The 24,611-nt window shown below is 55.8% G+C and carries 15 protein-coding genes; 8 read left to right on the forward strand and 7 right to left on the reverse strand.

Going from position 1 to position 24,611, the window contains the following annotated elements:
• Positions 1-44: 44 nt before the first annotated feature.
• Positions 45-1,253 carry a lactonase family protein gene (locus tag RB_RS16425; protein WP_164922113.1) on the reverse strand — a complete coding sequence of 403 codons (1,209 nt, stop codon included), beginning with the start codon at positions 1,251-1,253 and terminating at the stop codon, positions 45-47.
• A gap of 204 nt (positions 1,254-1,457) precedes the next feature.
• Here RB_RS16425 and RB_RS16430 point away from each other — a divergent pair, with 204 nt between their 5' ends.
• Genes RB_RS16430 through RB_RS16445 form a run of 4 tightly spaced genes read left to right on the forward strand, consistent with a single transcriptional unit; the run spans position 1,458 to position 8,301 of the window.
• Complete coding sequence (locus RB_RS16430; RefSeq protein ID WP_007331653.1) at positions 1,458-1,649, forward strand: hypothetical protein; 192 nt, start codon at positions 1,458-1,460, stop codon at positions 1,647-1,649.
• A 4-nt stretch (positions 1,650-1,653) separates the two neighbouring features.
• Positions 1,654-3,000 carry a Trk system potassium transporter TrkA gene (gene trkA / locus RB_RS16435; RefSeq protein WP_007327001.1) on the forward strand — a complete coding sequence of 449 codons (1,347 nt, stop codon included), beginning with the start codon at positions 1,654-1,656 and terminating at the stop codon, positions 2,998-3,000.
• Between the two features lie 47 nt (positions 3,001-3,047).
• Positions 3,048-4,316 (forward strand): phosphoserine phosphatase SerB, encoded by a 1,269-nt coding sequence (gene serB, locus RB_RS16440; RefSeq protein ID WP_007327002.1) that lies wholly within the window; start codon positions 3,048-3,050, stop codon positions 4,314-4,316.
• A 4-nt stretch (positions 4,317-4,320) separates the two neighbouring features.
• Positions 4,321-8,301, forward strand: coding sequence for a hydantoinase B/oxoprolinase family protein (locus RB_RS16445; protein WP_164922114.1), 3,981 nt, complete (start codon positions 4,321-4,323; stop codon positions 8,299-8,301).
• Positions 8,302-8,307: 6 nt separating this feature from the next.
• Here the strand turns inward: RB_RS16445 and RB_RS16450 are convergent, their stop codons facing one another.
• The 3 genes from RB_RS16450 to nrdR form a co-directional block, all read right to left on the reverse strand.
• Positions 8,308-13,140 (reverse strand): outer membrane protein assembly factor BamB family protein, encoded by a 4,833-nt coding sequence (locus RB_RS16450; RefSeq protein WP_164922115.1) that lies wholly within the window; start codon positions 13,138-13,140, stop codon positions 8,308-8,310.
• 149 nt (positions 13,141-13,289) lie between these two features.
• The gene (locus RB_RS16455) at positions 13,290-14,492 is read right to left on the reverse strand and encodes an FtsX-like permease family protein (protein WP_011121684.1); all 1,203 of its coding nucleotides are present in this window, start codon (positions 14,490-14,492) and stop codon (positions 13,290-13,292) included.
• Entirely contained in the window at positions 14,492-14,962 is a 471-nt protein-coding gene (gene nrdR, locus RB_RS16460; RefSeq protein WP_007327006.1) for a transcriptional regulator NrdR, read from the reverse strand. Before nrdR ends, RB_RS16455 begins: the two co-directional genes overlap by 1 nt.
• Before the next feature lie 326 nt (positions 14,963-15,288).
• On the opposite strand from nrdR, the gene RB_RS16465 reads away from it, so the two are divergent.
• Both RB_RS16465 and RB_RS16470 read left to right on the forward strand, forming a co-directional pair.
• Positions 15,289-15,969, forward strand: a complete 681-nt coding sequence (locus RB_RS16465; protein WP_011121686.1) for a PH domain-containing protein — start codon at positions 15,289-15,291, stop codon at positions 15,967-15,969.
• 2 nt (positions 15,970-15,971) lie between these two features.
• On the forward strand, positions 15,972-16,361 hold the full coding sequence (locus RB_RS16470) for a DUF4339 domain-containing protein (RefSeq protein WP_007327008.1): 390 nt from the start codon (positions 15,972-15,974) through the stop codon (positions 16,359-16,361).
• A 113-nt stretch (positions 16,362-16,474) separates the two neighbouring features.
• On the opposite strand, the gene RB_RS16475 is transcribed toward RB_RS16470, so the two are convergent.
• The 3 genes from RB_RS16475 to RB_RS16485 form a co-directional block, all read right to left on the reverse strand.
• On the reverse strand, positions 16,475-17,713 hold the full coding sequence (locus RB_RS16475; RefSeq protein WP_011121687.1) for a hypothetical protein: 1,239 nt from the start codon (positions 17,711-17,713) through the stop codon (positions 16,475-16,477).
• Positions 17,714-17,792: 79 nt separating this feature from the next.
• Positions 17,793-19,532 (reverse strand): hypothetical protein, encoded by a 1,740-nt coding sequence (locus RB_RS16480; protein ID WP_231845705.1) that lies wholly within the window; start codon positions 19,530-19,532, stop codon positions 17,793-17,795.
• Positions 19,533-19,941: 409 nt separating this feature from the next.
• Positions 19,942-20,769 carry an RNA methyltransferase gene (locus RB_RS16485; RefSeq protein WP_164922116.1) on the reverse strand — a complete coding sequence of 276 codons (828 nt, stop codon included), beginning with the start codon at positions 20,767-20,769 and terminating at the stop codon, positions 19,942-19,944.
• On the opposite strand from RB_RS16485, the gene RB_RS16490 reads away from it, so the two are divergent.
• Positions 20,768-22,030, forward strand: coding sequence for an N-acetyltransferase (locus tag RB_RS16490; protein ID WP_164922117.1), 1,263 nt, complete (start codon positions 20,768-20,770; stop codon positions 22,028-22,030). The two genes, RB_RS16485 and RB_RS16490, sit on opposite strands and share 2 nt — an antisense overlap.
• Complete coding sequence (locus RB_RS16495; protein WP_011121692.1) at positions 22,027-24,129, forward strand: ATP-dependent DNA helicase; 2,103 nt, start codon at positions 22,027-22,029, stop codon at positions 24,127-24,129. Before RB_RS16490 ends, RB_RS16495 begins: the two co-directional genes overlap by 4 nt.
• Positions 24,130-24,611 lie beyond the last annotated feature (482 nt).

Consider the following 24,611-nt stretch of genomic DNA (forward strand, 5'->3'; position numbering starts at 1 on the left):
GAGATGAATCGACAGCTCGGTCGCGGATTACCACTCGATTCCACCTACTTGCTGAACAGCACGCAGATCGGTGTGGGGACTTGTTGGGTCTGGCGTGTAAAAGTCAGCTCGCCGGTGTCCGCGTCGATTTCAAACACCGTCGCGGTATGGCTGTCTCTGCCAGCGGCAATCAACCAGCGACCGCTGGGATCAAGGTTGAAGTTGCGAGGCCAACCACCGCGGATGGCTTCGACCTCGACCAGTTCCATTTGCCCCGCTTCATCAATGCGAAAAACGGAGATGCTGTCGTGGCCGCGATTGGCGGAGTACACAAACTTGCCCGACGGGTGAACGCGAATTTCAGACGCACTGTTGAAACGCTCTTTCGCTTTGATTTCTTCCGATAGGGCAGGGACGGTTTGCCCGGCCGTCATCGTCCCCGCCTTCGCTTCGTAATCAAACACGGTGACCGAAAGAGCCAACTCGTTGAGCAGATAAATGCGTTTACCGTCTGGGCTGAACTTCATGTGGCGTGGCCCGCCACCGGGGATCCCTTCGCCAAAACCATGATGGGTGAGTGATGGACCGTTTGGATCCAATTTCCAAATCACGACTTTATCCATGCCCAAATCAGGCGTGAAAGCGAATCGGTTATCGGGCGATGTCCCGACCCAGTGAGCGTGCGGTGCGTCCTGGCGGTTTCCAACCACGCCTGATCCCGCTGGTGACAACAGGGCATCGTGTTCATAGACCTGCACACGGCGTTTGACCGAACCGTCTTCGGCCAGTTCATACAACGTCGTCGAGCCACCGCCGTATTGTGCTGAGAGCAGCACGCTTCCCGTGCGATCGGTTGCCAAGTGTGCGACTCCACCATCACCGCTCTCGACCGACCCCATTTCAACCAATTTTGCGCCCGTGGAATCGGCTTGCACACGATAAGCCGTGACGCCGTTCCCGCTGGAGGCGTATAGCACGGGCTTGTTTGGATGCATCGCCAAGAACCCGGGTTGCTGTGCCTTGGCCGCCAAGGTCGCCGGACTCAGTTTGCCCGATTCGGTGTCGAAAGTGGCGTGGTAGATCCCTTCGCTGGCACCGCCTCGGGGCGTTGTGGTTCCAAACCAAACGTTCAGTGTTTCCGCCATCACCGGACTCCCTTGCAAAACGGCCAAAACAACCATGGCCATCAGGCCAAATTTCATCCCAAAGTACGCTCGCGTTGTTGTTTGCTGGTCGCCGCTCAATTCGCTGCTCATCTGCGTCTCTCCGATCATGGTTGCGATTCTTGGCTGTCTGGTGAGAAAAACTCGTTGAAGGGGGCATCATACCCCAGTAGGCGTGGAGGGAGAGAGAGGAAAGTGGCTCAGGGCCACAGGGCCACAGGAGCACGAGCTAGGAGCTTCTCCTCCCGTGACATTGCCGATCGGCGGTGGTTTGATCTAGGATGCTCGTTCTTCGAACCTTTCCTGGAATCCGCTGTGCTTTCAATTTCGCCCACCTATTTGCTGTACTACCTGCCATTGATCATTGCGATCTCGTTGGTATTTGGTGCAACACGGCACGAGGATTTGTCGCTGATCCTTCGGCACGCCTTCCACACGGCCCGCTGGATCACCGGCTTCATGGCGGTCGTTTTCGCCCTGGTTCTCTTCTTGGACTGGATGGTCTGAGCCGATGAGGATTTTGACCCTCGGTGGCGGCACGGTTGGACGCTGGATCGCTGACATGCTGTGCAGACGCCGGCACAGTGTCACGTTGATTGACAGCGACCCTGAGATCGTTCGATCCATCAATAGCGAATTGGATGTCCGGGCAATCGAGGGCAACGCCTCGCAGAGCACCGTGTTGTTCTCGGCCGACGTTCTGAGTGCCGACTTGTGCCTCGCCGTCACCGGAGACGACGAAGTCAACATTGTCGCCGCGAGCATGGCCAAAGCACTGGGGGCTCGCCGCGCGATCGCTCGCGTTTACGCCCCCGCGTTTCGTGACCTGTCGACGTTTGACTACCAACGTCACTTCCAAATCGACAGTTTGCTGTCACTCGAACAACTCTCCGCTTCGGAGCTCGCTCGAGCCATCCGCAACCCCGATGCGATTCCGCTGGAACACTTCGCTCGCGGACAACTGCAGGTCTATGAAATGGATGTCGCGGCGGGCTCCGCGGCGGCAGGCAAGAAGTTGATGGAATTGCAACTTCCGCCGAGCGTTCGTGTTGGATCGCTCGCACGCGAAGGACGCATGTGGATCGCCAGCGGTGCCGACGAAACACGAGCCGGTGACCGAGTCAGCCTGGTTGGGATGCCGGATGCCGTCAGCGTTGCTCGCCAAATATTTGGTGGTGAGAAACGCCGTCGCAAACAATCCAAGGTCATGATCGCCGGCGGCGGCGAAACGGGTTATCACTTGGCTGGACTGCTCGGTCGGGAAGACTTTCGCACCGTGCTGTTGGAACAAGACGCGAAACGTTGCGAGCAATTGGCCAAGTTGCTGCCTGACGTCACCGTGGTGCATGCCAACGCCAACCGGCGCAGCGTTTTGGAAGACGAAGGTGGCGGCACGGTCGACTACTTCGTTGGTTGCACCGGCAACGATGAAAACAACATCATGGCGGGCGTTGAGGCTCGCGAGTTGGGCGCATCGCGTGTGATGTGCGTGGTCGGACGTCCCGATTACGCCAACGTGGTCGGAAAGCTCGGCATCGATTTGGCGGTCAGTGAACGAGACGTGGTCGCTCGCCAAATCCTTGGGTTCCTTAACGAAGGAGCCATCATCAGCCAAAGCAAATTGCCAAACGGTTCCATCGGTGTCTACGAATTGGAAATCCTGGAAGGATCCGCCGTCACACAGGCGTCGCTGGCCAACCTGCCTTTGGCGGGGCGATGCCTGATCGCCGCGATACAACGCGACGGATTTGTTCGCGTCCCAACCGCCAGCGACGTGCTGGAAGTCAACGACATCATTGTCGCCTTGATCGATTTATCCGATGCCGACGAAGTCCTTTCACTCTTTCACAGCGATTGATTGTGCCTGTCACCACGAACGCTCCTAAGCCAACCCCCAACGCTGTTGTGAACGATTCCATTTTGCCCTCCACTCTTGGGAATTCACCTATCGCGCCGAGTCCGCCGACAATCGTCCTGCTGCGTTTTACCGGCGACGATTGCCCGGGTTTGACCGCGTCCATTTCGGAACGGTTGCATCGGTTCAATTGCCGAGTCATCGACGTCAACCAAGCGGTGATCCATCGATCGCTGCTGTTAGGAATGCTTGTCCAGATTCCGGGCAGCGAAGACCCCGAACGCCTGATTCGAAAAATGCGGCGAAAGAGTCGCAAACTCGGTCTGAAATGCAAAGCCAAGATCGTTTGCGATCCGGACTATGACGCTTGGGTTGATCGACAAGGAAAATCGCGATTCATCCTGACGCTGTTGTCGCGTTCGGTCACTGCCGAACAATTTGCTGCGGTCAGTCGGTTGGTTTCGGACCAAGGACTGAACATCGATGTGATCACGCGATTGTCCGGACGCCCCAAACGCGAACCGGGTGACGAACTGACGCGTGCGTGCGTGGAGTTCTCCTTGCGAGGAGATCCGACGGATGTCAACGCTCTCAAAGCCAGCCTGTTGGAATTATCCAATCGCTTGAATTTGGATCTGGCATGGCAACGTGATGACGCATTCCGACGCAACCGACGCATCGTCGCGCTCGATATGGATTCGACTTTGCTGCAAGCCGAGGTGATCGACGAATTGGCAAAAGAAGCCGGTGCTGGAGAGAAAGTCAGTGCGATCACCGAGGCAGCAATGCGAGGCGAGATCGACTTTGACGAGTCGCTTCGTCAGCGGGTGCAATCCTTGGAAGGGCTACCCGAGAGCGTCCTTCCCAAAGTCGCCGAGCGTTTGCAGTTGACCGAAGGTGCCGAACGATTGCTTTCGAACCTGCGTCGTTTTGGCTACACGACCGCGATCTTGAGTGGTGGTTTCACCTACTTCGGCGAACACCTTCAGAAGCTGTTAGGGATCGATCATGTGCACGCCAATCAACTGGAGATCGTTGACGGAAAGCTAACTGGACGAGTCCTCGGCCCCATCGTCAATGCCGAACGCAAGGCGTTGCTGCTCGAACAACTTGCCGCCAACGAGGGCGTCGATCGCAAACAGATGATCGCGATCGGTGATGGTGCGAACGATCTGCCCATGCTCTCCCGCGCCGGTCTCGGGATTGCCTTTCACGCCAAACCGATCGTGCGTGAATCCGCTGAACATCAGATGTCCACATTGGGGCTGGACGCCGTTCTCTATCTGCTCGGCGTCAGAGACCGCGATCTGGTTGAGTGACTCCATGGACGCTGAACAGATTGAAGTTTGGGTTGATGTCGGCGGCACCTTCACCGATTGTCTCGTTCAACAGACCGATTCAAATGGACATCGCCAACGCGAGGCCATCAAAGTTCTGAGCAGCGGGTTGGTGTCGGTTCGAGTGCTGGACCACAGCGACGACTTCACGCAGGTCGAAGTCGAACTCCCACCCGCCTTTGCTATCGACGCGTTTTGGGAAACCGCCAAACTTCGCGAGCAAGCTGAACCGGCGAACGCACCTCAATCGTTCACTGTATTGAATTGCCAGCGAAAAAGTTCCGGCAAGGTTCAACTGCAGCTGAACGAACCAGCGACCCAGCTTCGCCGCGATCAACACTGGGTGCTGGATGCCGAGATTGAATCGCCCATTTTGGCGACGCGAATATTGCTTTCGTGCCCGTTGCCACATTCACTGCCACCGCTTTCCGTTCGAATGGGCACCACGCGAGGCACCAACGCGTTGCTCACACGCAACGGTGCGCCGACTGCATTGTTGATCACCGAAGGGTTTGCGGACCTGCTTTCCATTGGGACTCAAGACCGACCGAACCTTTTTGCACTCGACATCGTGAAGCCCCAACCGTTGACGAGCCAAGTGTTGGAGGTTCGCGGCCGACTCAACGCGAGCGGCGAAGAGCTCATTCCCGTTGATGAACAACATTTGAGATCCTGTTTGCTCCAACTCAGAGCCAACAGCTCCGAACAAGCGGTGCTAGCGATTTGCTTACTGCATGCCCATCGCAATGACGCCCATGAGCAAATTGTCCAACGGATTGCTCGCGAGGTCGGATTCAACGATGTCATTTGTTCGACCGAGGTGGCATCGCTTCCTCGGATCGTCCCGCGGGCCGAGACGACGACGCTGGATGCCTACTTGCTGCCCATACTTGAATCCTATGTTGCGAGAGTCTGGGAACAATTTGGTGGGGAAACGACGTGCCATCTGCGATGGATGACCAGCGGTGGCAATCTTGTTGCCTCGGCCGGTTTCCGTGGCAAGGACAGCGTATTGTCGGGCCCCGCCGGTGGTGTGGTTGCACTTGGTGAAGTCGCCAAACAATGTGGCGTTTCTGGCGCGGTGGGCTTGGACATGGGAGGCACCAGCACCGATGTCAGTCGCTTTGAAGGTGCAGTCGGACGCCGACAAGAAAGCATGATCGGCGGCATCCGCGTGCTCACTCCAATGATGGACATCCACACAATCGCCTCTGGCGGCGGTTCGATCTGTGCCATCCGCGACGGACGCTTGACGGTTGGTCCCGACAGTGCGGGAGCCTTTCCAGGCCCGGCTTGCTACGGCCATGGCGGACCATTGACGATCACCGACGTCAATGTCCTGCTGGGGCGTCTGCCGATCGATCGCTTTCCCTTCCCGTTGGATTTGGAAGCGGCTCAAACGGTGCTGCGACAAACACATCAACAACTGCCAACCGACAGCACTCTTTCACCGGAACAACTCGCCGACGGTTTTCTGCAATTGGCGATCACGCAAATGGCCGAAGCAGTCCGAGTGGTCACAACTGCCGCCGGAAGTGATGCGAGACAAATGGCATTGGTCGGTTTCGGAGGCGCCGCGGGAGGTCACCTTTGCCAAATCGCGGACTCGCTCGAAATGACTCATGTGATTGATCACCCTGATTCGGGATTGCTATCTGCGGTCGGTATGGGTGCCGCGTCGATCGGCCGTATTGCTACCGAATCAGTGCAAATCACCGTCGCCCCGGCGATTCCTGAAACTGCCGATACAACGGCATCACGAACGTTCCTTTCCGGGCAGATCCCGGCATTGCAATCGGCCGCGAAGCGGACACTCGCCCAATGCGAACAACAGCTTCGACAAGAAGAAAACATTCCACGGGACACTGTTTTGCACGTCGTGCATCAGTGTGACGCCAGACCATTGGGGACGCAGTCGACGTTGCCGATCGATCTGTTTCCCCTAGAGACGCTTCCCAATCGTTTTGACGCGAAGCATCAGTCCACGTTTGGTTATGCCCGGACATCCATGCCCATTGAAATCGTGACGGTCCGCTGCGAAGCCACGATTGAGCGGACGTCAAACGCAAACGAGTTGGCACGCGATAAGTCGGCAAGTTCAACCAAGACGATTCGCACACCCGCGAAGGCGGACGTGATTTCGATGTGGGTTCGAGGAGCTTTTCGAAAAGTTGACCTATGGGACCGCGATTCGATCCTCGCAGGGCAGGTCATTTCCGGACCATCGGTTGTGGCGGGTCCCTATTCCGTTTTGGTTGTCGAACCAGGTTGGATGGCGACGATGTCGAGCGACGGAATTTTGGAGATCCGCAAGGAGCCTGCTTGTTCAGCCAACACAAACTCATCGGCACTCAGCACGGAGCAACTGGACGACACCATCGCGATGGAGATCGCGGCGAGAAGAGTGCAGGGCATCGCGGAAGCAATGGGCGAAGTCATTCGCCGCACCAGCGTCAGCGTCAACGTGAAAGAGCGTCGCGACTACAGCTGTGCCGTTTTCCTCGGCGACGGTTCCTTGGTTGCCAACGCGCCACACGTGCCCGTGCACTTGGGTGCGATGAGCCACACGGTTCGTAGTTTGATCGCAGACTACCCGAAGATGTCGCCGGGCGATTCCTACATCAGCAACGATCCGTATGCCGGTGGTTCGCATCTGCCTGACATCACCGTCGTGACCCCGGTCTTTTGTGATGATGACACACCCCTCTCTTCACGCCCAAATCATTGGCCTTGCGACTTCTTTGTCGCTTCGCGATGCCACCATGCTGAAATCGGCGGCATGGTCCCTGGATCCATGGCACCCGCGGCAACTTGTTTGGCAGAAGAAGGCGTTGTGCTGCACAACGAGTGTTTGGTTCGCAACGGGCAATCTCACCACGCGCACATTCGCAAACTGCTCAGCAGTGCAACGTATCCTTCGCGTAATGTCGATGAGAACATGGCTGACATTGCGGCGGCGGAAGCGGCAGGGCAGGCTGGTGCGAATCGAATTCGAACCCTTGCCGACTCGATGACGAAGACTCGTTTAACGGAACTGCTAAAACAGCTACTGCATGTCGCTGGTGAAGCGACCGCTGCCTGGATCGAAACCCTGGGAGCCGCACCGCGAAACTTTGAGGATGCGCTCGACGACGGAACCCCGATCCAAGTCGAACTGCAACCGGACCAAACCACCGGTCGCTTGCGAATTGATTTTACGGGCACCGGCCCAGTTCATGACAACGGCTTCAATGCCACACCGTCAATTGTGACCGCGGCCGTATTGTACGTGCTCCGCTGTGTCGTGCCGGGCGAATTGCCTCTGTGCGACGGAGTGCTCAAGCGAATCGAGTTGATCATCCCAAACGGCTTGCTCTCACCTCTCGCTGGTTCAACGCCGGAGACCAGCCCCGCGGTGGTCGCCGGAAATGTCGAGACCAGCAATCGAGTGGTCGATGTGCTGCTAGGCGCACTGGGCGTCGCAGCGGCATCTCAAGGAACAATGAACAACTTGTTGCTGGGTGACTCAACGTTCGGATACTACGAAACCATTGGTGGCGGGGCGGGTGCAACGGCATACGCGTCGGGAGCGGACGCTGTCCATACACACATGACCAACACGCGAATCACCGACCCCGAAATCTTGGAGTCGCGGTTGCCGGTTCGCCTTTGGCGTTTCGCGATCCGCCGAGGCAGCGGAGGCCTGGGTCTCCATCGTGGCGGCGACGGAATGATTCGCGAAATGGAATTTCTTCGCCCGTTAACGCTATCACTCATCACCTCAAGACGAACGACTCGCGCGTACGGGATGAACGGTGGAGAACCAGGCCAGCCAGGGCGTCAAACACTGGTGCATCAGTCTCAGCGGACGGAACTTCCCTTCGCGACCAGCCAAGAAGTCGATGCAGGCGATCGCTTGATCATGGAGACTCCCGGCGGCGGAGGTTACGGCAAAGAACTATCGACAGCAACGTCGGAACTCCCTTGAGGCCGATCACTCGGACACATCTTCTGCTTGTTCGTCCGACTCGTCGCCTTCATCCGTTTTGACATCCGCTTCAGAATCCCCGTTGTCATCGGATCCTTCTTCTTTGAACGTGTAAGTCAAAAGCTCCAATTGAATCTCGGCCAACATTGTGTTGCGATGCGGGATCAATTTCACACGACTTTCGATGACGTTCGTGTTGCTGCTCGTTTCTTTGCGATCGATCTCATGCAGCGTTTCGCCATCAACCGAGCTGATTCCCATCACATCCATTTGTCGACGCCGCACGCCGTTGCCCGGAACGGTCAGGTGAGCCCGCACGAGAAGTAGCATCGGCGTGACCCAAGGTTGCTCCACGGTGCAGCCCCAGGCATCATCGAATGAACGACTCCAACGAATTGATCCATCCACGGTCGAGATCGCATGCATCGCGGTGATTGGCTGAACCGTCGCTCCACCCGAGACAGCCACCGAACGCAATGACGCAAGGTCGCGACTCGGCTTGCGATGCCTTGGCAGCACCACCATTTGATCCTGGATAGACATCACTGACACGCCATACAAGCCCTTTCGAGCTGGCACCATCACATCAGCAATTTCACGTCCCGACAACAAATCCCAAATCGTTGTCCGTCCATTGTGATCCAGCAACGTAAAGTAACGTCCATCAGTCATCTCCGCATAGGCTGAGGCCTCGTTGACGTTTTGGCTGTCGGCAACCCGATGCAGCACGGTTTCTCCGGAACTCATGTCGACCAACTCAACCAATTGAGGGTCATGCATCTCCTTGGCAGCCTCCAGGCTCGCTCTCAACTCTTCGGCCGCATCAGACGGCACCTTGGCTTCTCGATTCACCTGCGTCACCGTCAGCACGTGCGATCCAAGCGACGAGATCACGGTTCCAATCGAGCGTTTTTGGATTCCCAACAATCCACCGTCGTGGATGTCATAGCTCTCCACTTGATTTTGCGACTTACTGACCACCAACACCCGACCTTCGGCGTGAACGACCGCGTTTCCAACGGCTTCGGTTGGTGTTCGCCAACGTTCTTCGCCCGAGACGGCATCCAGACAAATCAGTTCGGTTCCTTGAAGCAAGAACAATCGATCGCCCAAGACGGGACCGAGAATCAACTGCGCTTCGCCATTGTCTGCGGTCGCTGAGACCATCATGTTTCGATAGATCTGGTTGCCGAACGGGGTCGCGGCACTTCGGCGTTTAGCGACCGGTTGGCCGTCGGTCCCGAGTGTTCGCCTCCATCGAATTGCGTCTTCACCGTTCGCCCCGAGTGTTCGGAACAGGTCGATTGCGATCAGTTCCGACTGGGTTAATAACAGCAACAACCCACCGCTGTACGTCAACTCGTTGCCGAGCGATCGCATTCCCGAAAAACCTTCGAGGGGGATCGAGCGATGAATGCCATACGGGTTAATCAACGCCAACGAGTTCATGTTGTCACTCATCGCATTCCAACCGCGAAGTTGACGTCCCATCAAGTGAGTCGACTTTGCGTAGCGTCGGTCATTCATCATCATGCCGCTGGACCGAGGCATTCTCATCGACTGCCATTCCAAATCGACATCGCGAGGCCACTGTTCGCCCATGTCATATTCACGTCCTCGGATAGGATTGGCTTGCAGTGCGTCTTCGATGAAAGTGTCTGCTCCGACCGGTTCGCTATCGCTCAAACGTTGGCCCAAAAGCTCCCCGACGGCCAATCGATCTAAGTTCCACGCTTCTTTGCTGTACAGTTTCGCAAGCATCAACAAACGCTCATTGCTCAATGATTGCAATGCGTCGTCTGTTGTCATCTTATCGGCCCAAATCAAACGTTCGGCCAACAGACCATCTTCCATGAGCAACGCACGGGCGGCCATGTCCCGGCGCAAACCGTTGGTCGCTGCCACGACAGGTGAAAAGTGTTGCAGCGTCCGCATCAGCGCCGCTCCATCCATGTTTCCCCGTGATGAAACTAGTGACTCGACCTTTCCGGTCATCTCAACCAACTCATCTTCCGAGGCAGTCGACACCAATTGTGCCACGCGTGCACTGATCCAATCGTCAACGGTGAACTGTCGTGCCGCATTGGGAAAGACCGCGTCCATGTCGCGATTGAGCGTCGGATGTCGCAGCACCAATTCGGACAAATCCAGCAGCAACTCCAACGCCTTGGGATGATCAATGGAATCAGCCGATTGATCGACGGATCCTTTGATTTGCAAAACCAACAACTCGGCTCGCTGTTCGGGTTGATCAATCAGCTTCATCAAAGCTTCCAAATCGACACTGGAGTCGCTCGGGTTTTGACGGAGACTGCCCAGCATCGCTTCCACCGACAACATGATCACTTCATCGTTGTCGGGATCCAAATCGCGAGCCTTTCGAAGCAACTCGAGTGCTCGAGGTCGCTGTTCCTGCTCGATCAACAATTCCGCTTTTCGGACGAGAGCAAAGAAGTTATCGGGATCTTGCTGCAACAGAGCATCCACGCGTGGTTGCAAAGAACGCTCGCCATAGGCCACCGCAACCATCGTCGCGGATTGCGAGATCAATTCGCCGTCGATCGCGATCAAGTTGCCCAAAGGGAAACGCACGGTTCGTCGCTGCAAAACCTCGCCATTTTGCAATGAGATCTCGATCAGCTCATCCGTGGTCGTGGGCAGATAGTAACGATCCGTTCCAAATACGCCGCGGCCCGAGATCCGTTGCCCAGGACGAACCAAAGTCGGTGGCGTGGACCAAACTTCTGATCCATCGTTTAACGAACACGCTGACACTTCATCAGCACCAACGACGAAAAACAAGTCATCTTTGACACCGGCAACGTAGGCCAATCGGATGCGGTTTTTCGGTGTGAAACGATTGCGTCCAGTCAAGACATCGAGAACTTGCAATCGATCGCATTCAATCGGAGTTAGGACCACCGAAGTGCCTTTTGCAATCGCCAACGAATGTGTCCAGCGACGACTGAGTTGATTCGCCGACACGCGAGTGTTGGGACGATAGATGCTGTGAACAAACTCTTGACTTCGCGGGATTTGGTTTCCCCAACGAATCGTTCGATCAACCAAATTGATTGCGACCGTGGCGCCGGCTCCGGTCGGACAAATCAACAACCCGTCATGATAAGTTGGCATGGCTCCGGCGACGCGGCGAACCGGATCAGAACCAATCCCGCCGGACTCCACCGCGACCAGGACTTGTTGCCATTGAACGGAGCCGTCGGCGGGATCCAAGCACAATAAAACGACTTCACCGGCAATCTCGGCAATCACATAAAGGTCACCTCGAAACGGAAGCGGCGGCCCCAGGAAAAAGGCTTCGGACAATTCCGACGGAGTGGATTCTGATTTACCGATTCGCCAAAGAATTTTGCCCTCTGTTTTTACATCCAACGCCACCAATGTGTTCGCCAATGAAGACATGCCACGGCTCGCAAAAGGGCTGAACCGCTCGATCTCAATTTTGCTCAAGTCGTCGATCAGAAAGACTCGGCGTCCATCGCTCGAAATTTGACCGAACGGCACGTCGTTCCAGACACGCTGAACGAGGATATCAACCGGGTCTTCTTCCTCCTCCATCGGGTCCGTCAGTTCGGGCGACAAAGCGGTTTCGGCGGTAGCAAACCATGGGTATTGCCAGACGCGTTTTCCGGTTCGGAAATCAACACCCAACAAACGCTGCGTTGTTCGCATCAACAATTGATCGCCCACCTGCAACGGAGTCCAAGAGGGCGGCGGCAATTGACCGGTAGCTTTCAGCTGCTGTGTCTTCTCCTGAATCATCCGTTCTTGGCGAGGGCTGGTGGACGACTCCACCATCCATCGCGGGTTGCTCAGTGGCATTTGACCGGAGCCTGAACTGTTGCGATCCGCGCTGCCACCCAACAAGGGATAATTCTCCGCCAACGCTTCAGCGGTGACTAAGTCGGATTCGCTCTGCGCTCGGATGTATTCTTTCCAAGCGACTTCATCGGCTTCGCCGTTCGGGAACATCGACGTGAACGATTGAGGATACTTCAACGGTGATGGAATCATCCGGTCCGCCCGAGCACACGCGATGGCATGCAAGATCACCACGGACTCACCAACTTGTTCGACGATACGTTCCTGACTGACCAGATCATCCAGCAGCAGCGAACAAGCCAGCGGATTCCCAAGCGTCCATTCACGCACCGCCAACAAAACCGAAGCCTTGTATCCCGCTTCGGTATGAAACGTTTCGCGTCGCACGCGCTCGACTGTTTTCCAATCTCGTTTTGGCCCGGCTTCTTCCAGCAGTTTTTCCGCCAGGGGACCGTAGCGAAGCTGGTAGATTTCCAGACCTTGGTTCGGAAGCTCACCAATCAGATCACGAACATGTTCCAGCAAGCTAGCTGGCAACTGACTTCGCAATTTTGCCAAAGCCTCCGCTTGATCCGTCTCGTCCTCAATCAATTGGCCATCGCGGTCCAACATGCCTCGTTGGTCACTGAGAGGTCGATCGGTCTGATCATCATCATCAGCCCTGGCAATCGGATAATAATAGTCCTGCATCATTTCAGAGGACGGGTTGTCACCGGATCGAAGCAACAGGTTTCCCAAGTGCACGACCGCGTCGCTGTAACGTTTCTCATCGATCGCTTCCTCCGCGTCGCGAATGACTTGCCGCATGCTTCGTGGTGGGGGAAGAAACTCCGCATCCCCCATCTGCATCCGCGAATCAAATAGCCCTTGAGCTTGAGCGTTTTTCGATTGGAGCGACATCGCGAAAAACATTGCGGCAACAGTCACCGCTGCGATCGTTAATCGAGTCATCCAGGAGACCTTGGCATCGAAACGAAGATTGGCGTGGAAATTCACTACTCAGACCAATTAAAAACAAGCTATCGAACAAACGCACTTCGCCCGCGAGGGCACACGAAATCGCGATCTCATTGTATCGCCCCGCGTTCCTCACAAACCAGTGTGATCTTCCGCCGAACGGGTGGCCGAAGGAATCTTTCGCCGCATTAGAAAAGGCTGGCCGGATCCGCCCGAACCAGTTTCCGCAGGGCCAGCAATCCGCTGATCAGGCACATGAGCGTCGTCAGAACCAGCACGGACCCGGCGCGAGAGACCGTCAATGCCATCGGCAAACCGGTCAGCGATTCGAGCATTCGAAACAACAACAAAGCGATCAAGACGGCGGGAATGAATCCCAGAACCGACAGATACACCGATTGTCGCACCACCAACCCGACGAAGAATCGATTGGGGTATCCCATCGCCTTCAGCGTGGCGTACTCCGACATCGCGTCTTGCAAATTGGTGAAAAGGATTTGGTAGCAAATGATGATTCCAACCGCGAATCCCATCAGGGTGCCAATCAAGAAGATCATTCCAACTGGCGTTTGCTCGCTCCAAAACGTCTGCTCTCGATCTCGAATTTGTTGTCGAGTCAAGACTTGCCACTGACCGGCGGCCATTTCCGTTAGTCGTTCAGCAGCTTCTTCCGGGGATGCGCCGTCTTGCAATCGAATCAAACCAAGGTCAACCGTCTCCAATGGCTTGCCGTAGCCACGTCGGGGAAAATAGTTTGCAAACGAGGACTCGGCGATCAGCAACGATCCCTCATTGGCAAAGTCGGTCCCCAATGTGAACGAACCCACAAGTTCGATCGATTGGTTCGACAACTCGATTCGCTGGTCCGCTGGATTTCCTGAATGGTCGAACTGAAAACCATATTCGGATCGAGTTTTGCGATCGACCAGTGCGGTATCTCGTTGCCGCAGGGCATCTCGGTTTTCGTCCAGGCCGGCGATATTCAACCAGGGCCGTGGTGAATCGCCTGCCCCCGTGGAATAAAGACTTGCGTTGGGGACCGAAATCACGCGGATCGGTCGCGATGGACTGCCTTCGACTCGCACCCGTGCCATGGTTCGCTCGATCAACAACGCTTGCACGTCCGTCACCGCCGGATCCGCTTTGACTCGGCGGAGCAAAGAACGCGGGAACCTTTCGTCCACTGGCAACATGTAACGAGCAGGGCTGATCGCGACCAACTCGCAATCGACGACCTCGATCAATCGCACGGGACTATCGAGCAACGCGTTGCGAAAACCGTTTTGAGTGAACATCAGCACGGCGGCAAACCCCACTCCCGCCGCGGCCACGCACAATCTCGCGGGATTGCCGATCAGATTTTTCCAGGCAAGTGGGGTGCGTGGACTCATCAGCGACCCTCTGTTTCAGCGTCACGCTGAAGGTTGGAAACGATCTGCAGAAAATCCTTCGCGTCGTCAAAGTCACGGTAAACGCTGGCAAAACGAATGTAGGCGACTTCGTCCAGCGTCGCGAGTTTCCGCAACACGACTTCGCCGATCGTTGCGGTGGGGATTTCCATGTCAAATTCGGCGTAAATCGCTTCTTCTATTTTCTGGACCGTCTTTTCGATCTCGTCGCTGGTGACGGCACGTTTCGAACACGCTCGCTCGATTCCGCGTTTGATTTTTTCGCGATCAAACGGCTCGCGGGTTTCGTCACTTTTGACCACCCGAACATTCAGTGCATCGATTTGTTCCAGCGTGGTAAAACGACGCTGACACGTTTGGCACAGCCGCTTTCGCCGAACCACGTACCCAGCCTCGGCCGTCCGCGAATCTTGGACTTTGTCGTTATCGGAATGACAGAACGGGCAACGCATTTGCAGTCAAATTCAATGTAGAAAATTGACCCGAAATTCAAACGCTCCGCCCCGGTGGACTGGGCAAGCATGATTCACGAGTCTTTCGAAGGTGTGCTATGATCGTCCAGAACGTCTTCGGATGCGAGGTGTCTGGTCCGACAATCACAGACCGAGCCATCACAGTGTAGCGCCCCAGAACGCGGTGATTTCGGCCAAGTAGGACAACGGTTTCGGCTCAGAACAATTGTTTGGTTCTGCGACGACTTGCCAACATTGGCATGATTTTTGGATTGAAACCGCTCGTGAACCAACCCTCGAATTGAATCAACAGGAACGACTCAACGATGACAGACCCGGCCAACCCAACAGACGAAAACGCAACCTCGAAAACTCCCGCCCAAACGGATTCGGTCCCCGATCCGCTTTCGTCGGCCGCTTCGTCCACCCCCGTTTCCGATTCTGGTGCCCCAGCCCAACCAAGAGCTGACACGCCTCGGGAACGCTTCATGGAACAGATTGCCAAGAAGCAATCCCTCGACGATCACGATCCGGAGGAATCTCTTTGGGAAGGTGGCTACAGCCCTAAGGCGATGATCGGTTCATGGATTGGATTGTCCCTACTGAGCATCGTGTTGCTGGTCGCCGCTGGATTCATCGAACAATTCACGTTCGGCATCGCGTTGATCGTGATCGTGGTGCTTTGGATCCTGGTGGGCCTGAACTATGCCGCAAAACGATTGGGCGTGCAGTACGAACTCACTAGCCAACGATTCATTCACCGGACCGGCATCCTGACTCGCCGCACTGATCGCATTGAAGTGATCGACATCAGCGATGTAAGCTACGAACAGGGCCCGATCCAGCGAATGTTCAAGGTCGGTTCAATCTCCATCATCAGCACCGACAAGAGCGATCCAAAGCTGGAGTTGGTTGGAATCAACAACGTCGGTGAAGTGGCCGGTTTGATCGATGACATTCGACGTGCCGAACGACGACGGCGCAGCATTCATATCGAGCAAAATTAAGCATGTCCGTTTGGTTTGTTCAGAAAGGCGATGAACAACTCGGTCCGTACAAGCCCGCCGAATTATTGGCTTTGGTGCGAGACGGATCGGTCGTCGCGGAAACCAGGATTCGCAAGGACGATTCCAACTGGTTCACAGCCTCCGAGGTCGGAGGATTGTTTGAAGCCGCGCGACGACCATCGATTGAACACTACTGCCCACAGTGCAACGTTCGCGTGAGCCAACCGCCCACGATCTGCCCCGAGTGCGGCAAAGACTTGGACCGGACCAAGACTCGCATCATCGAACACAGCATTGGACAATCCAAACGCTCATCCGACACACCTTCCGCCGGGCCCAGTGACTCAGCAAAGCGTTGGCTTCAAAAGAAGATCCGACGGGACAAAAAATAATGCCACCGATGAGATCCGATTGCGGTCTCATCGATGGCATTGAATTGTCTTTGCTTGCGGCTCAGTCATGACCGCTCTCTTTCAATAGCGATCATGGATGTCGCGTGACAGGATCAATACTTCAGTTCGGCACCGAAGGTCAAACCGATGAAGAACACATCGTCATCGGCAATCAGAGAGCGACCGAAGGTTGGCGTGACGGTGGCCGAGCTGATTTGCTCTTCGGATGTGGCCACTCCGGTCAGGTACCAAGCTTCAAAGCCTCCGCGGACAGCCATCAGTTCGCCAACTTGATAGCGGACACCGGTTCCGAATTCGAACATTCCGCTCAGCTCGGTGGATTCTTCCGAGCCGTTTGCGAGGATGTCGGTTTCGTTGCGGACCAACACACTTGATTCAGCGATATTGAGGAATCCGCCTGCTCGAGCTCGAACATAGCTCGACGAGAATCGGCCCATTGGATTGTAGATATCCGCTCCGACCTGCAAACCAATCATTCGGTTGGCAGCGTTGTTCCGAAGCAGGCCAGTGTTGGCACCGTTGACGGTCGAGTAGTTGAAGTCTTCTTCGAAATCAATATAGCGTCCACCAATCAGCAACTTAGCCACGTCCCACGCCATCATCGTTCGGTTCATTTCAACCGACCAGAACCGGGATTCATAGATTTGGCGTTGTGCGTCGGCTTCGTCTGCAGCGTCGAAACCAAAGGTCCCAAGTGTGCCTGGTTGCAGTGGATCTTCGATCAACAGTGTTGACAGACCATCGACCGCTGCGACCGACACATCCGATTCCCAATCCAGGACGCCGGTGAAGCCCACTTCGAAACCATTGACGCAGTCAGGAACGACGCCAACCGTGATCCTTGGAGCCCATTCGAAATCCAGATCATCGAGAGCAAAGTCACGAGCAACGGTGAAGTTGTCGATCCCTTCGCGACGCATGAACAACGCTTCGACGCTGGCGTAGCGATAAGGGTCGCACGTGGGACATGCCATTCCACCGCCGTATCCGGCCGAACCACACGCCCCGCCGCACTGCGTTCCGCAACTGCCACATGCTTGAGCTTGGCCGAGGCCATGATGCCCAACCTGAGCGACTTCGTTGCCGAAGGAGGACGAAGAAGCATTCATGGCTGATTGCATCGCACCGAGATCCCAGCCACCGGCTGCAGGATCAGAGGCTTGCACGACACGAAACGCTTGGCCATCGTGCATCATCGTGTTGCTGGATGATGGGCCGCCGAATTGCTGAGCATGCGTGGCAGCGTTGCCCAAACCCGACCAAGCCAAACCAACCGCGGCGAGGGTGCCGAACAATCGTGCGGCGAATCGTGGAAACCAGTTGTTGTTCATAATTGAACCTCAGGACGAACAAAGCGGCACGGTGACCGACGGTGGCTGGGTAGTGGTAGGTTGACGAACGTGACAGGGACTAACGAAGGATCAGTTGATCTTCAACTGGCACCAGGTAGGTCTTTCGAATCAAACGAACGATTTCTTTTGCGTCGCGGGAATCATCACATTCACCTTGAACGATGATGCGATCACCCTGACGCGAGATTTGCACCGACGCGGTGCGATACTTTTGTTCGATCAGCTCCATCAACGATTGCTCTTGCTGGCTCTCGCCACCACGAACGTTGCTGGGTGATGTGATATGCAATTCGTAAATCTCACGGATCGATTCTGCATCGCCCGCCAATTTTTGCTGCACCAACACTCGAGTCTTGCCGGGGCGAACCCCGATCAATCGCAAGTGACGCGAGGTGCTGCCGATGACTCGAGCGATTGAATCGTCTTCGACGCGGACCGCTTCAATGACGCCATCCACGGTCAGCGAAGTGACATCGTTCGCGTCGCACTGAATGGTGTCTTCGATTCGCAACGACCGTTCGGCCTCGGTTGCCGGAACCGAACGATGAAACTCACCGCGATGACTTGCCAATGCTGCAGGAACGATCCGTGCGGCACTGACTCGGGATTCGGAAGAGACCGAAGCGGTTCGCTTGGCCACCGCAACCATTGGTGGTGCTTCGACGGCGACCGCCGCGCGATGTCGAACGGGAGCATTCTGCATGCGTTCGGAATCAGCTCGTTCCAACTGCGTTGGTGAGTCAATCTTCACCGGCAGATGACGCTGTTGCTGGACCATCATTTCCGACGGAGTCTTGATTTGCACCGGCTTTGGCAGCCGCGGCAAAGTCGATTCGTCAGTGGGTTGTTCCACGGGCGGAGCGATCTTCGTCGGCACCGCAATTTTCATTGGCTCAGGCATCGAGACCAATTCATCAGCGACCAAGTTCTCGCCCGGTTCATCTGAATCAGAGAAACTCAGCGAAATCGAATCGTCTGCATCACTCAACGAATCCGTCGCGTCATTGAGCGAAAACTCAATCGGTTCTGACACTTCAGCATTTGCAACAACCGGCGTTTCGATTGGTGCAACATCAACGGCTTCAACTTCGACTTCGGCTGGCTGCGGTGAGACTGGTTCCTGCACAGCGGGTGCTAGAACGATGTCTTCTTCAGCAACAACATTTTGTTCGACGACGGGTGCTGGCTCGCTCGCAATCTTGGGTTGCTGCCATTGCACTTCAGTTTGGTCGACTTCGAAATCCATCGAAATGGATTGCTTCGCTTCGACGTTGGTCGAGACTTGAGCAGGCGTCAGCTCAACGATGCCGTTTGATTCAGCTCGATCGTAATCTGGTTGAGCGTGCGGATTGATTCTCGGCAAAGGAGTCCGGGCTGGCTCCACGACCAACGGTGTCTGCTGCGTCGCGGGAGCACCAATCGGAAGCAAACCGACAGCGGTGCCAATCGATTTCAGCTTGATCTCCGACATCGTTTGGTCGGATGTTTGGCGGATTGGATACAACACCGTTGTTCCGCCCGACACAGCATCGCCCTGAGTTTGAATCAGGTTCACGTTGCTCGAGACAGTCTTACCGGCGACGGTCGATGCTACGCCAGTCGGTGCAGCAGGTCGCTCCACAAACGGGTTGCTATGAATCGTCCCTGACACCAAGCGAATCGGTGGAAGTTTCGCGGCTACCGCGTCGTCCGCCAACACCGTGTTTCCGGCGACTTGGCTCGCGGCAATGCAACCACCCCAAACAAAAGCTTGGGTCAACCAACGAGCCAGCCTTTCGCGTTTGCGGCAGCTGCTCATTCGATTCGAGCCCGTCGGGTTCATTGTCTTGCCAATCAGCATGGCGGATCCTTACGCTCACGATCTTTTAGGATCATGTACCCCCCCGGCACATTTTCCGCGTCGTTGGCCGAGTGAAATTATCCACCGGACCTCCGAACACCCTCTGTATCGTCGTCGGGTGGTTCCGGCATTAACGATTTTGCCAGATCGAACGTTTGGTTCTGCTGGATCGGTCTTGACACAGATACGGCTTGGACCAGCCACGCCCACTCCGTTGAGCGGAAACGCTCAGCCACCAGCGAGGCGATACGTGTTCACAACTCGGCTGTTTCAGCCGCGACGGTGTTTCACGAACAGCATCGCGAGACGCAGCACTGCGAGACGGCAATGTCACAAAGCAAACTGAATCACTTGCTCGTTTGATTCGTCAGCCGTTACTTCGCTGCCGAACCGCTTCGAAAGCCACAATCGCAGCACTAACGGAAACATTCAAACTGTCGACGTGACCGGCCATCGGCAACGCCACCGGATCGATGGAGTCACCCGCCCAGCGATCCGCCAACCCATCCGCTTCGCTGCCTAACACCACCGCCACCTTTCCTCGCAAATCTGAATCGAAAAGGGGCCGCGAGCCTTCCACTCGCATTGCTGCCACGCGGTAGCCATGTGTTTTCAGGAATGCCTCCATCTGCGATTCGCTCCCCGACGCCGACGGAACGGTGAACACGGCTCCCAATGATCCACGAATCGCGTTGGGATTGAATCGATCTGAGGGACAATCCGACAACAGGACCGCTGATACGCCTGCCGCATCGGCCGAACGAAACACTGCCCCCAAATTGCCAGGTTTCTCAACTCGATCCAGCACCAAGATCAACCCGTCATTCCATGAAGAACGCTCCAAAAGCTGCTCCAGCGAATCGTCCGGAGCCACAAACTCTGCTACACAGCGATCCGTCGAAGCCGTGTAAGCGATTTTGCGAAACACTTCTGACGTGACCCAGCGATGCACTCCGGAATCAATCGCGTGCTGCCTTGCGACGGCCTGCTCGGGCATATCCGGCGGCCCCGCCGATTCGGATAGTTTCGGTTCGATCTCGTAGAACGCCGTCAGTTTCAACCCCGCCTCGATCGCTCGCAGGGACTCTCGTGGGCCATCGACCAAAACGACTCCTGCGGCGCGTCGTTTTCGGGAACGGCGCAGCGAGACAATTCGGCGGACGGCGGCATTTTGCAGACTTCGTATGGTTTCCATGGGGCAACACTTTTGCACATTCGCTTCGATGGGAGAACCAACCCGAGTCTGCTATCTTCTAACGTTTGCCAAACAGCTTCTCTGCTACCAACCCCTGAACGCTCGAATGTCCGAAAATGTGTTGTGCCAACCCGTTTCCGGACGCCAAGACCAAAAGGCATTTCTCGATCTCGAAAAGCGTCTCTACAGCGACGATCCGAACTGGGTGCCGCCGCTATGGAGCGAACGGGTCAAATTGGTCGGATTCAAGCACCACCCATTTTACGATAACGCCGAAGGCCAAACCTTTCTGGTTCGTCGTGGCGATCGTGTCGTCGGCCGGGTTTTGGCGGTCGTCAATCACGCCCACAACCGCTACCACGACGAGACTCGCGGGTTCTTCGGCTTCTTCGAATGCGAGGACGATGAAGAGGCCGCCATCGAACTTCTCGACACCGCCGGCGACTGGTTGAAGCAACGCGGGATGACCTGTGTACGCGGCCCGGTTCACCCCAGCCTGAACTACGAAGTTGGACTGTTGGTTGATGGCTTCGACACGCCGCCGACTTTCTTGATCCCCTACAACCATCCGTACTACGAACGCCTGATTCAAGCTGCTGGATTTGAGAAGTCGCAGGATCTCTACAGTTACGAAGCTTCGATCGACATCCTCGAAACGCTCGACCCGAAACTACTGTTTGTCATCGAAGAATCGACGCGACGTTTCAATGCTGTGTGCCGTTCGATCGACCCGAAGAACTTTAACGCGGACGTCCGAGTGTTCCTGGACATCTACAACCAATCACTGCAGCGAACTTGGGGCTACGTCCCGATGAGCGAAGCGGAAGTCGATGACCAAAGCAACGGTCTGAAAAACCTGCTGCTTCCCAAACTCACCAGCATCGCCGAAATCGATGGCAAACCCGTCGGTGCCGGTTTTGGTCTGCTGGACTACAACCCTTTGATCAAAAAGATCAACGGGAAGCTGCTTCCATTCGGTTGGTTAAAACTTTTGATGGGACGCAAGAAACTCAAGCGTCTTCGTTTGGTCAGCGCCAATGTGCTACCCGAGTACCAAAAATGGGGTCTGGGTTTGGTCACGCTCTACAAAATTTTGCCGGAAGCGATCAAATTTGGAATCGAAATGGGTGAGTTCTCTTGGGTGCTCGAAAGCAATCAACTTTCACGAGGTACGATCGAGCGCGGTGGTGCAACCCGAAGCAAAACGCACCGCATTTATGATCGATCGCTGACACCGGAATCAGAACAGGCATCCACGTGAGCGAACCACTCTCGATCGATTCGATATTGGGCCCCGGCGGCAGCATCAGCCGACGACTACCACGCTACGAACCTCGCGAACAGCAGCTCGAGATGGCTCGTTCGGTCTCTTCGGCATTGACCGACCGCGAGCATTTGGTCGTCGAAGCAGGCACGGGTACCGGTAAGAGCTTTGCCTATCTGGCTGCCGCGATTCTTCACGCAACATCTGATCAAACAGAATCGGGTTCGCAAAAACCCAAGCGTTCGTCGGACGATGTCGATGATCGTATTGGCCCCGCTGGTGATCGGGACAAAGAATCCGATCGGCCAAAACGCGTCCTGATCTCAACACACACGATCAGCCTGCAAGAACAACTGATTGGCAAAGACATCCCGCTGCTCAATAGCGTCATCCCACGAGAGTTTTCTGCGGTGCTGGTGAAGGGCCGCAACAACTACTTGTCGCTACGAAGGATGGGACGAGCGGTCGAGAAATCAGTGTCATTGATGGCCAATGATTTCCAAATGCAGCAGCTTCGCGAAATTCGCAAGTGGTCCGACAACACTCCTGACGGCTCGCTCTCAACATTGCCGATCAAACCCGACGGTCAGGTTTGGGACGAGGTCCGCAGTGACACGGGCAATTGCCTTCGCAATAAATGCCCGAACTTCAAGGACTGCTTTTACTTCCAAGCCCGACGCCGTGCCCAGAACGCACAACTGTTGATCGTCAATCACGCGATGCTGTTCACCGACATCGCAATGCGACGGCAGGGTGTTTCACTGCTGCCTGACTACGACGCGATCATCCTCGACGAATGCCACACCATTGAATCCGTCGCCAGTGACCACCTCGGCATTCGATTGACCAGCGGCCAATTTGATTACCTGTTCGACCGTCTCTACAACGACCGCCAACAAAAGGGTTTGCTCGTCGCGCACAACCTGGATGCGTTGCAGAAGATGGTCGACCGATGCCGGTTTGCGGCCAGCGAAATGTTTGCCGGTGTGCTGGACTGGATGCAAGAATCACGCTCTCGCAACGGCCGGGTGCATCATCCCGAAGTGGTGCCCAACCCGCTCAGCGAACCGATGGAGATTCTCGCTCGGCGGCTGCGTGCTCACGCCGACGCACAAGACAACGACTCCGATCGGCAAGACTTCCAATCCGCTCACGATCGACTTCTCGCCTTGGCCGGTGGCCTTCGCGAATGGCTCGACCAATCGCTCAAACAAGAATCGGTCTATTGGGTTGAAACCTCCGGCAGCCGTCGCGGAATGGACCGAGTCTCTTTGTCCGCCTCCCCAATCGATATTGGCCAAACGCTTCGCGAAGAAGTGTTTCAGAATGAACAAATTGGCTCCGTCATCATGACCAGTGCCACGTTGGCGACCGGCGAACAAGACAAGTTCAAATTCTTCCGCAGTCGCGTTGGCCTGACGACTGGCCGCTCACTCCAAGTCGGCAGCCCGTTTGATTATGAGAAGCAAGCCAAGCTGATCATCGTTCGTGGACTCCCTGATCCATCAGCGAAACGAGACGAATTCGAAGCGGCGCTTCCCCAACAAATCAAGCGATTCGTTGGACACACCGATGGCCACGCGTTTGTGCTGTTCACGAGTTACTCGTTGCTTCGCAAATGTGCTGAGGCGATCACACCGTGGTGCATCGAACGTGACCTGCACTTGTACAGCCAAGCGGGCGATCAAAACCGAACGCAACTGCTCGATTCATTCCGCAAAGATCCACGTGGCGTGCTGCTTGGCACCGACAGCTTCTGGCAGGGAGTCGACGTTCCTGGCGACGCTCTCACCAACGTCGTGATTACGAAGCTGCCGTTCTCTGTTCCCGACCATCCGCTACTGGAAGCACGGCTAGAAACCATCCGCGCCCGCGGCGGCCACCCATTCCCTGACTACCAATTGCCCGAAGCCGTGATCAAATTCCGGCAAGGGTTTGGACGCCTGATCCGCACCCGCGATGACTCCGGAATGGTCGTGGTTCTGGATCCACGAATCCGATCCAAACCCTACGGCCGACTTTTCCTCAGCGCACTTCCGCCTTTGCCATGTCACGATGTCGGCACCGTCCCACGACAAAAGACAAAGAAGCAATGAGCAAGCGCAGTTCGCTTATTGGATGTGTGCAGGAACCGTTGCGAATGCGATGCAGTCAAAGCGTTGATCCGCCAAGGGTGTAAGTTTTCGCAAGCTTTATCCCGAAGGGATTGCAGACGGTAGCCGGTGGTTTGAACGCAGTGAACACCACCGGATTCATGCCCCTTGGGCAATTTCCGACCCTGAAGGGGTCGTAGAGACTTCGCACCTTTCAGGGTCAGATCGAGTTTTTCGTTTCCGGGGGTGCGCTGCTACGCGGCACCCTCCGCCCACAATCTGTGATCCCTTCCGAGATGCAGAAAAGCTGAAGTCGGAATCAAAAAAAAGTCAGCCATACAGAAGTCGTGTCCCACGAGCGAACGCCACAATGATCCAAATCATGTTTCGCGATGTGGATTGGTTTCGAACAGGTCCATCGATCGCTGCACCTTCATCGAGTCAAGCCGCTGCATTCGACCAAGGTCATCCGCCATCATACCGGC

Origin of the sequence: Rhodopirellula baltica SH 1 (genome assembly GCF_000196115.1) — a bacterium.
Classification (GTDB): domain Bacteria; phylum Planctomycetota; class Planctomycetia; order Pirellulales; family Pirellulaceae; genus Rhodopirellula; species Rhodopirellula baltica.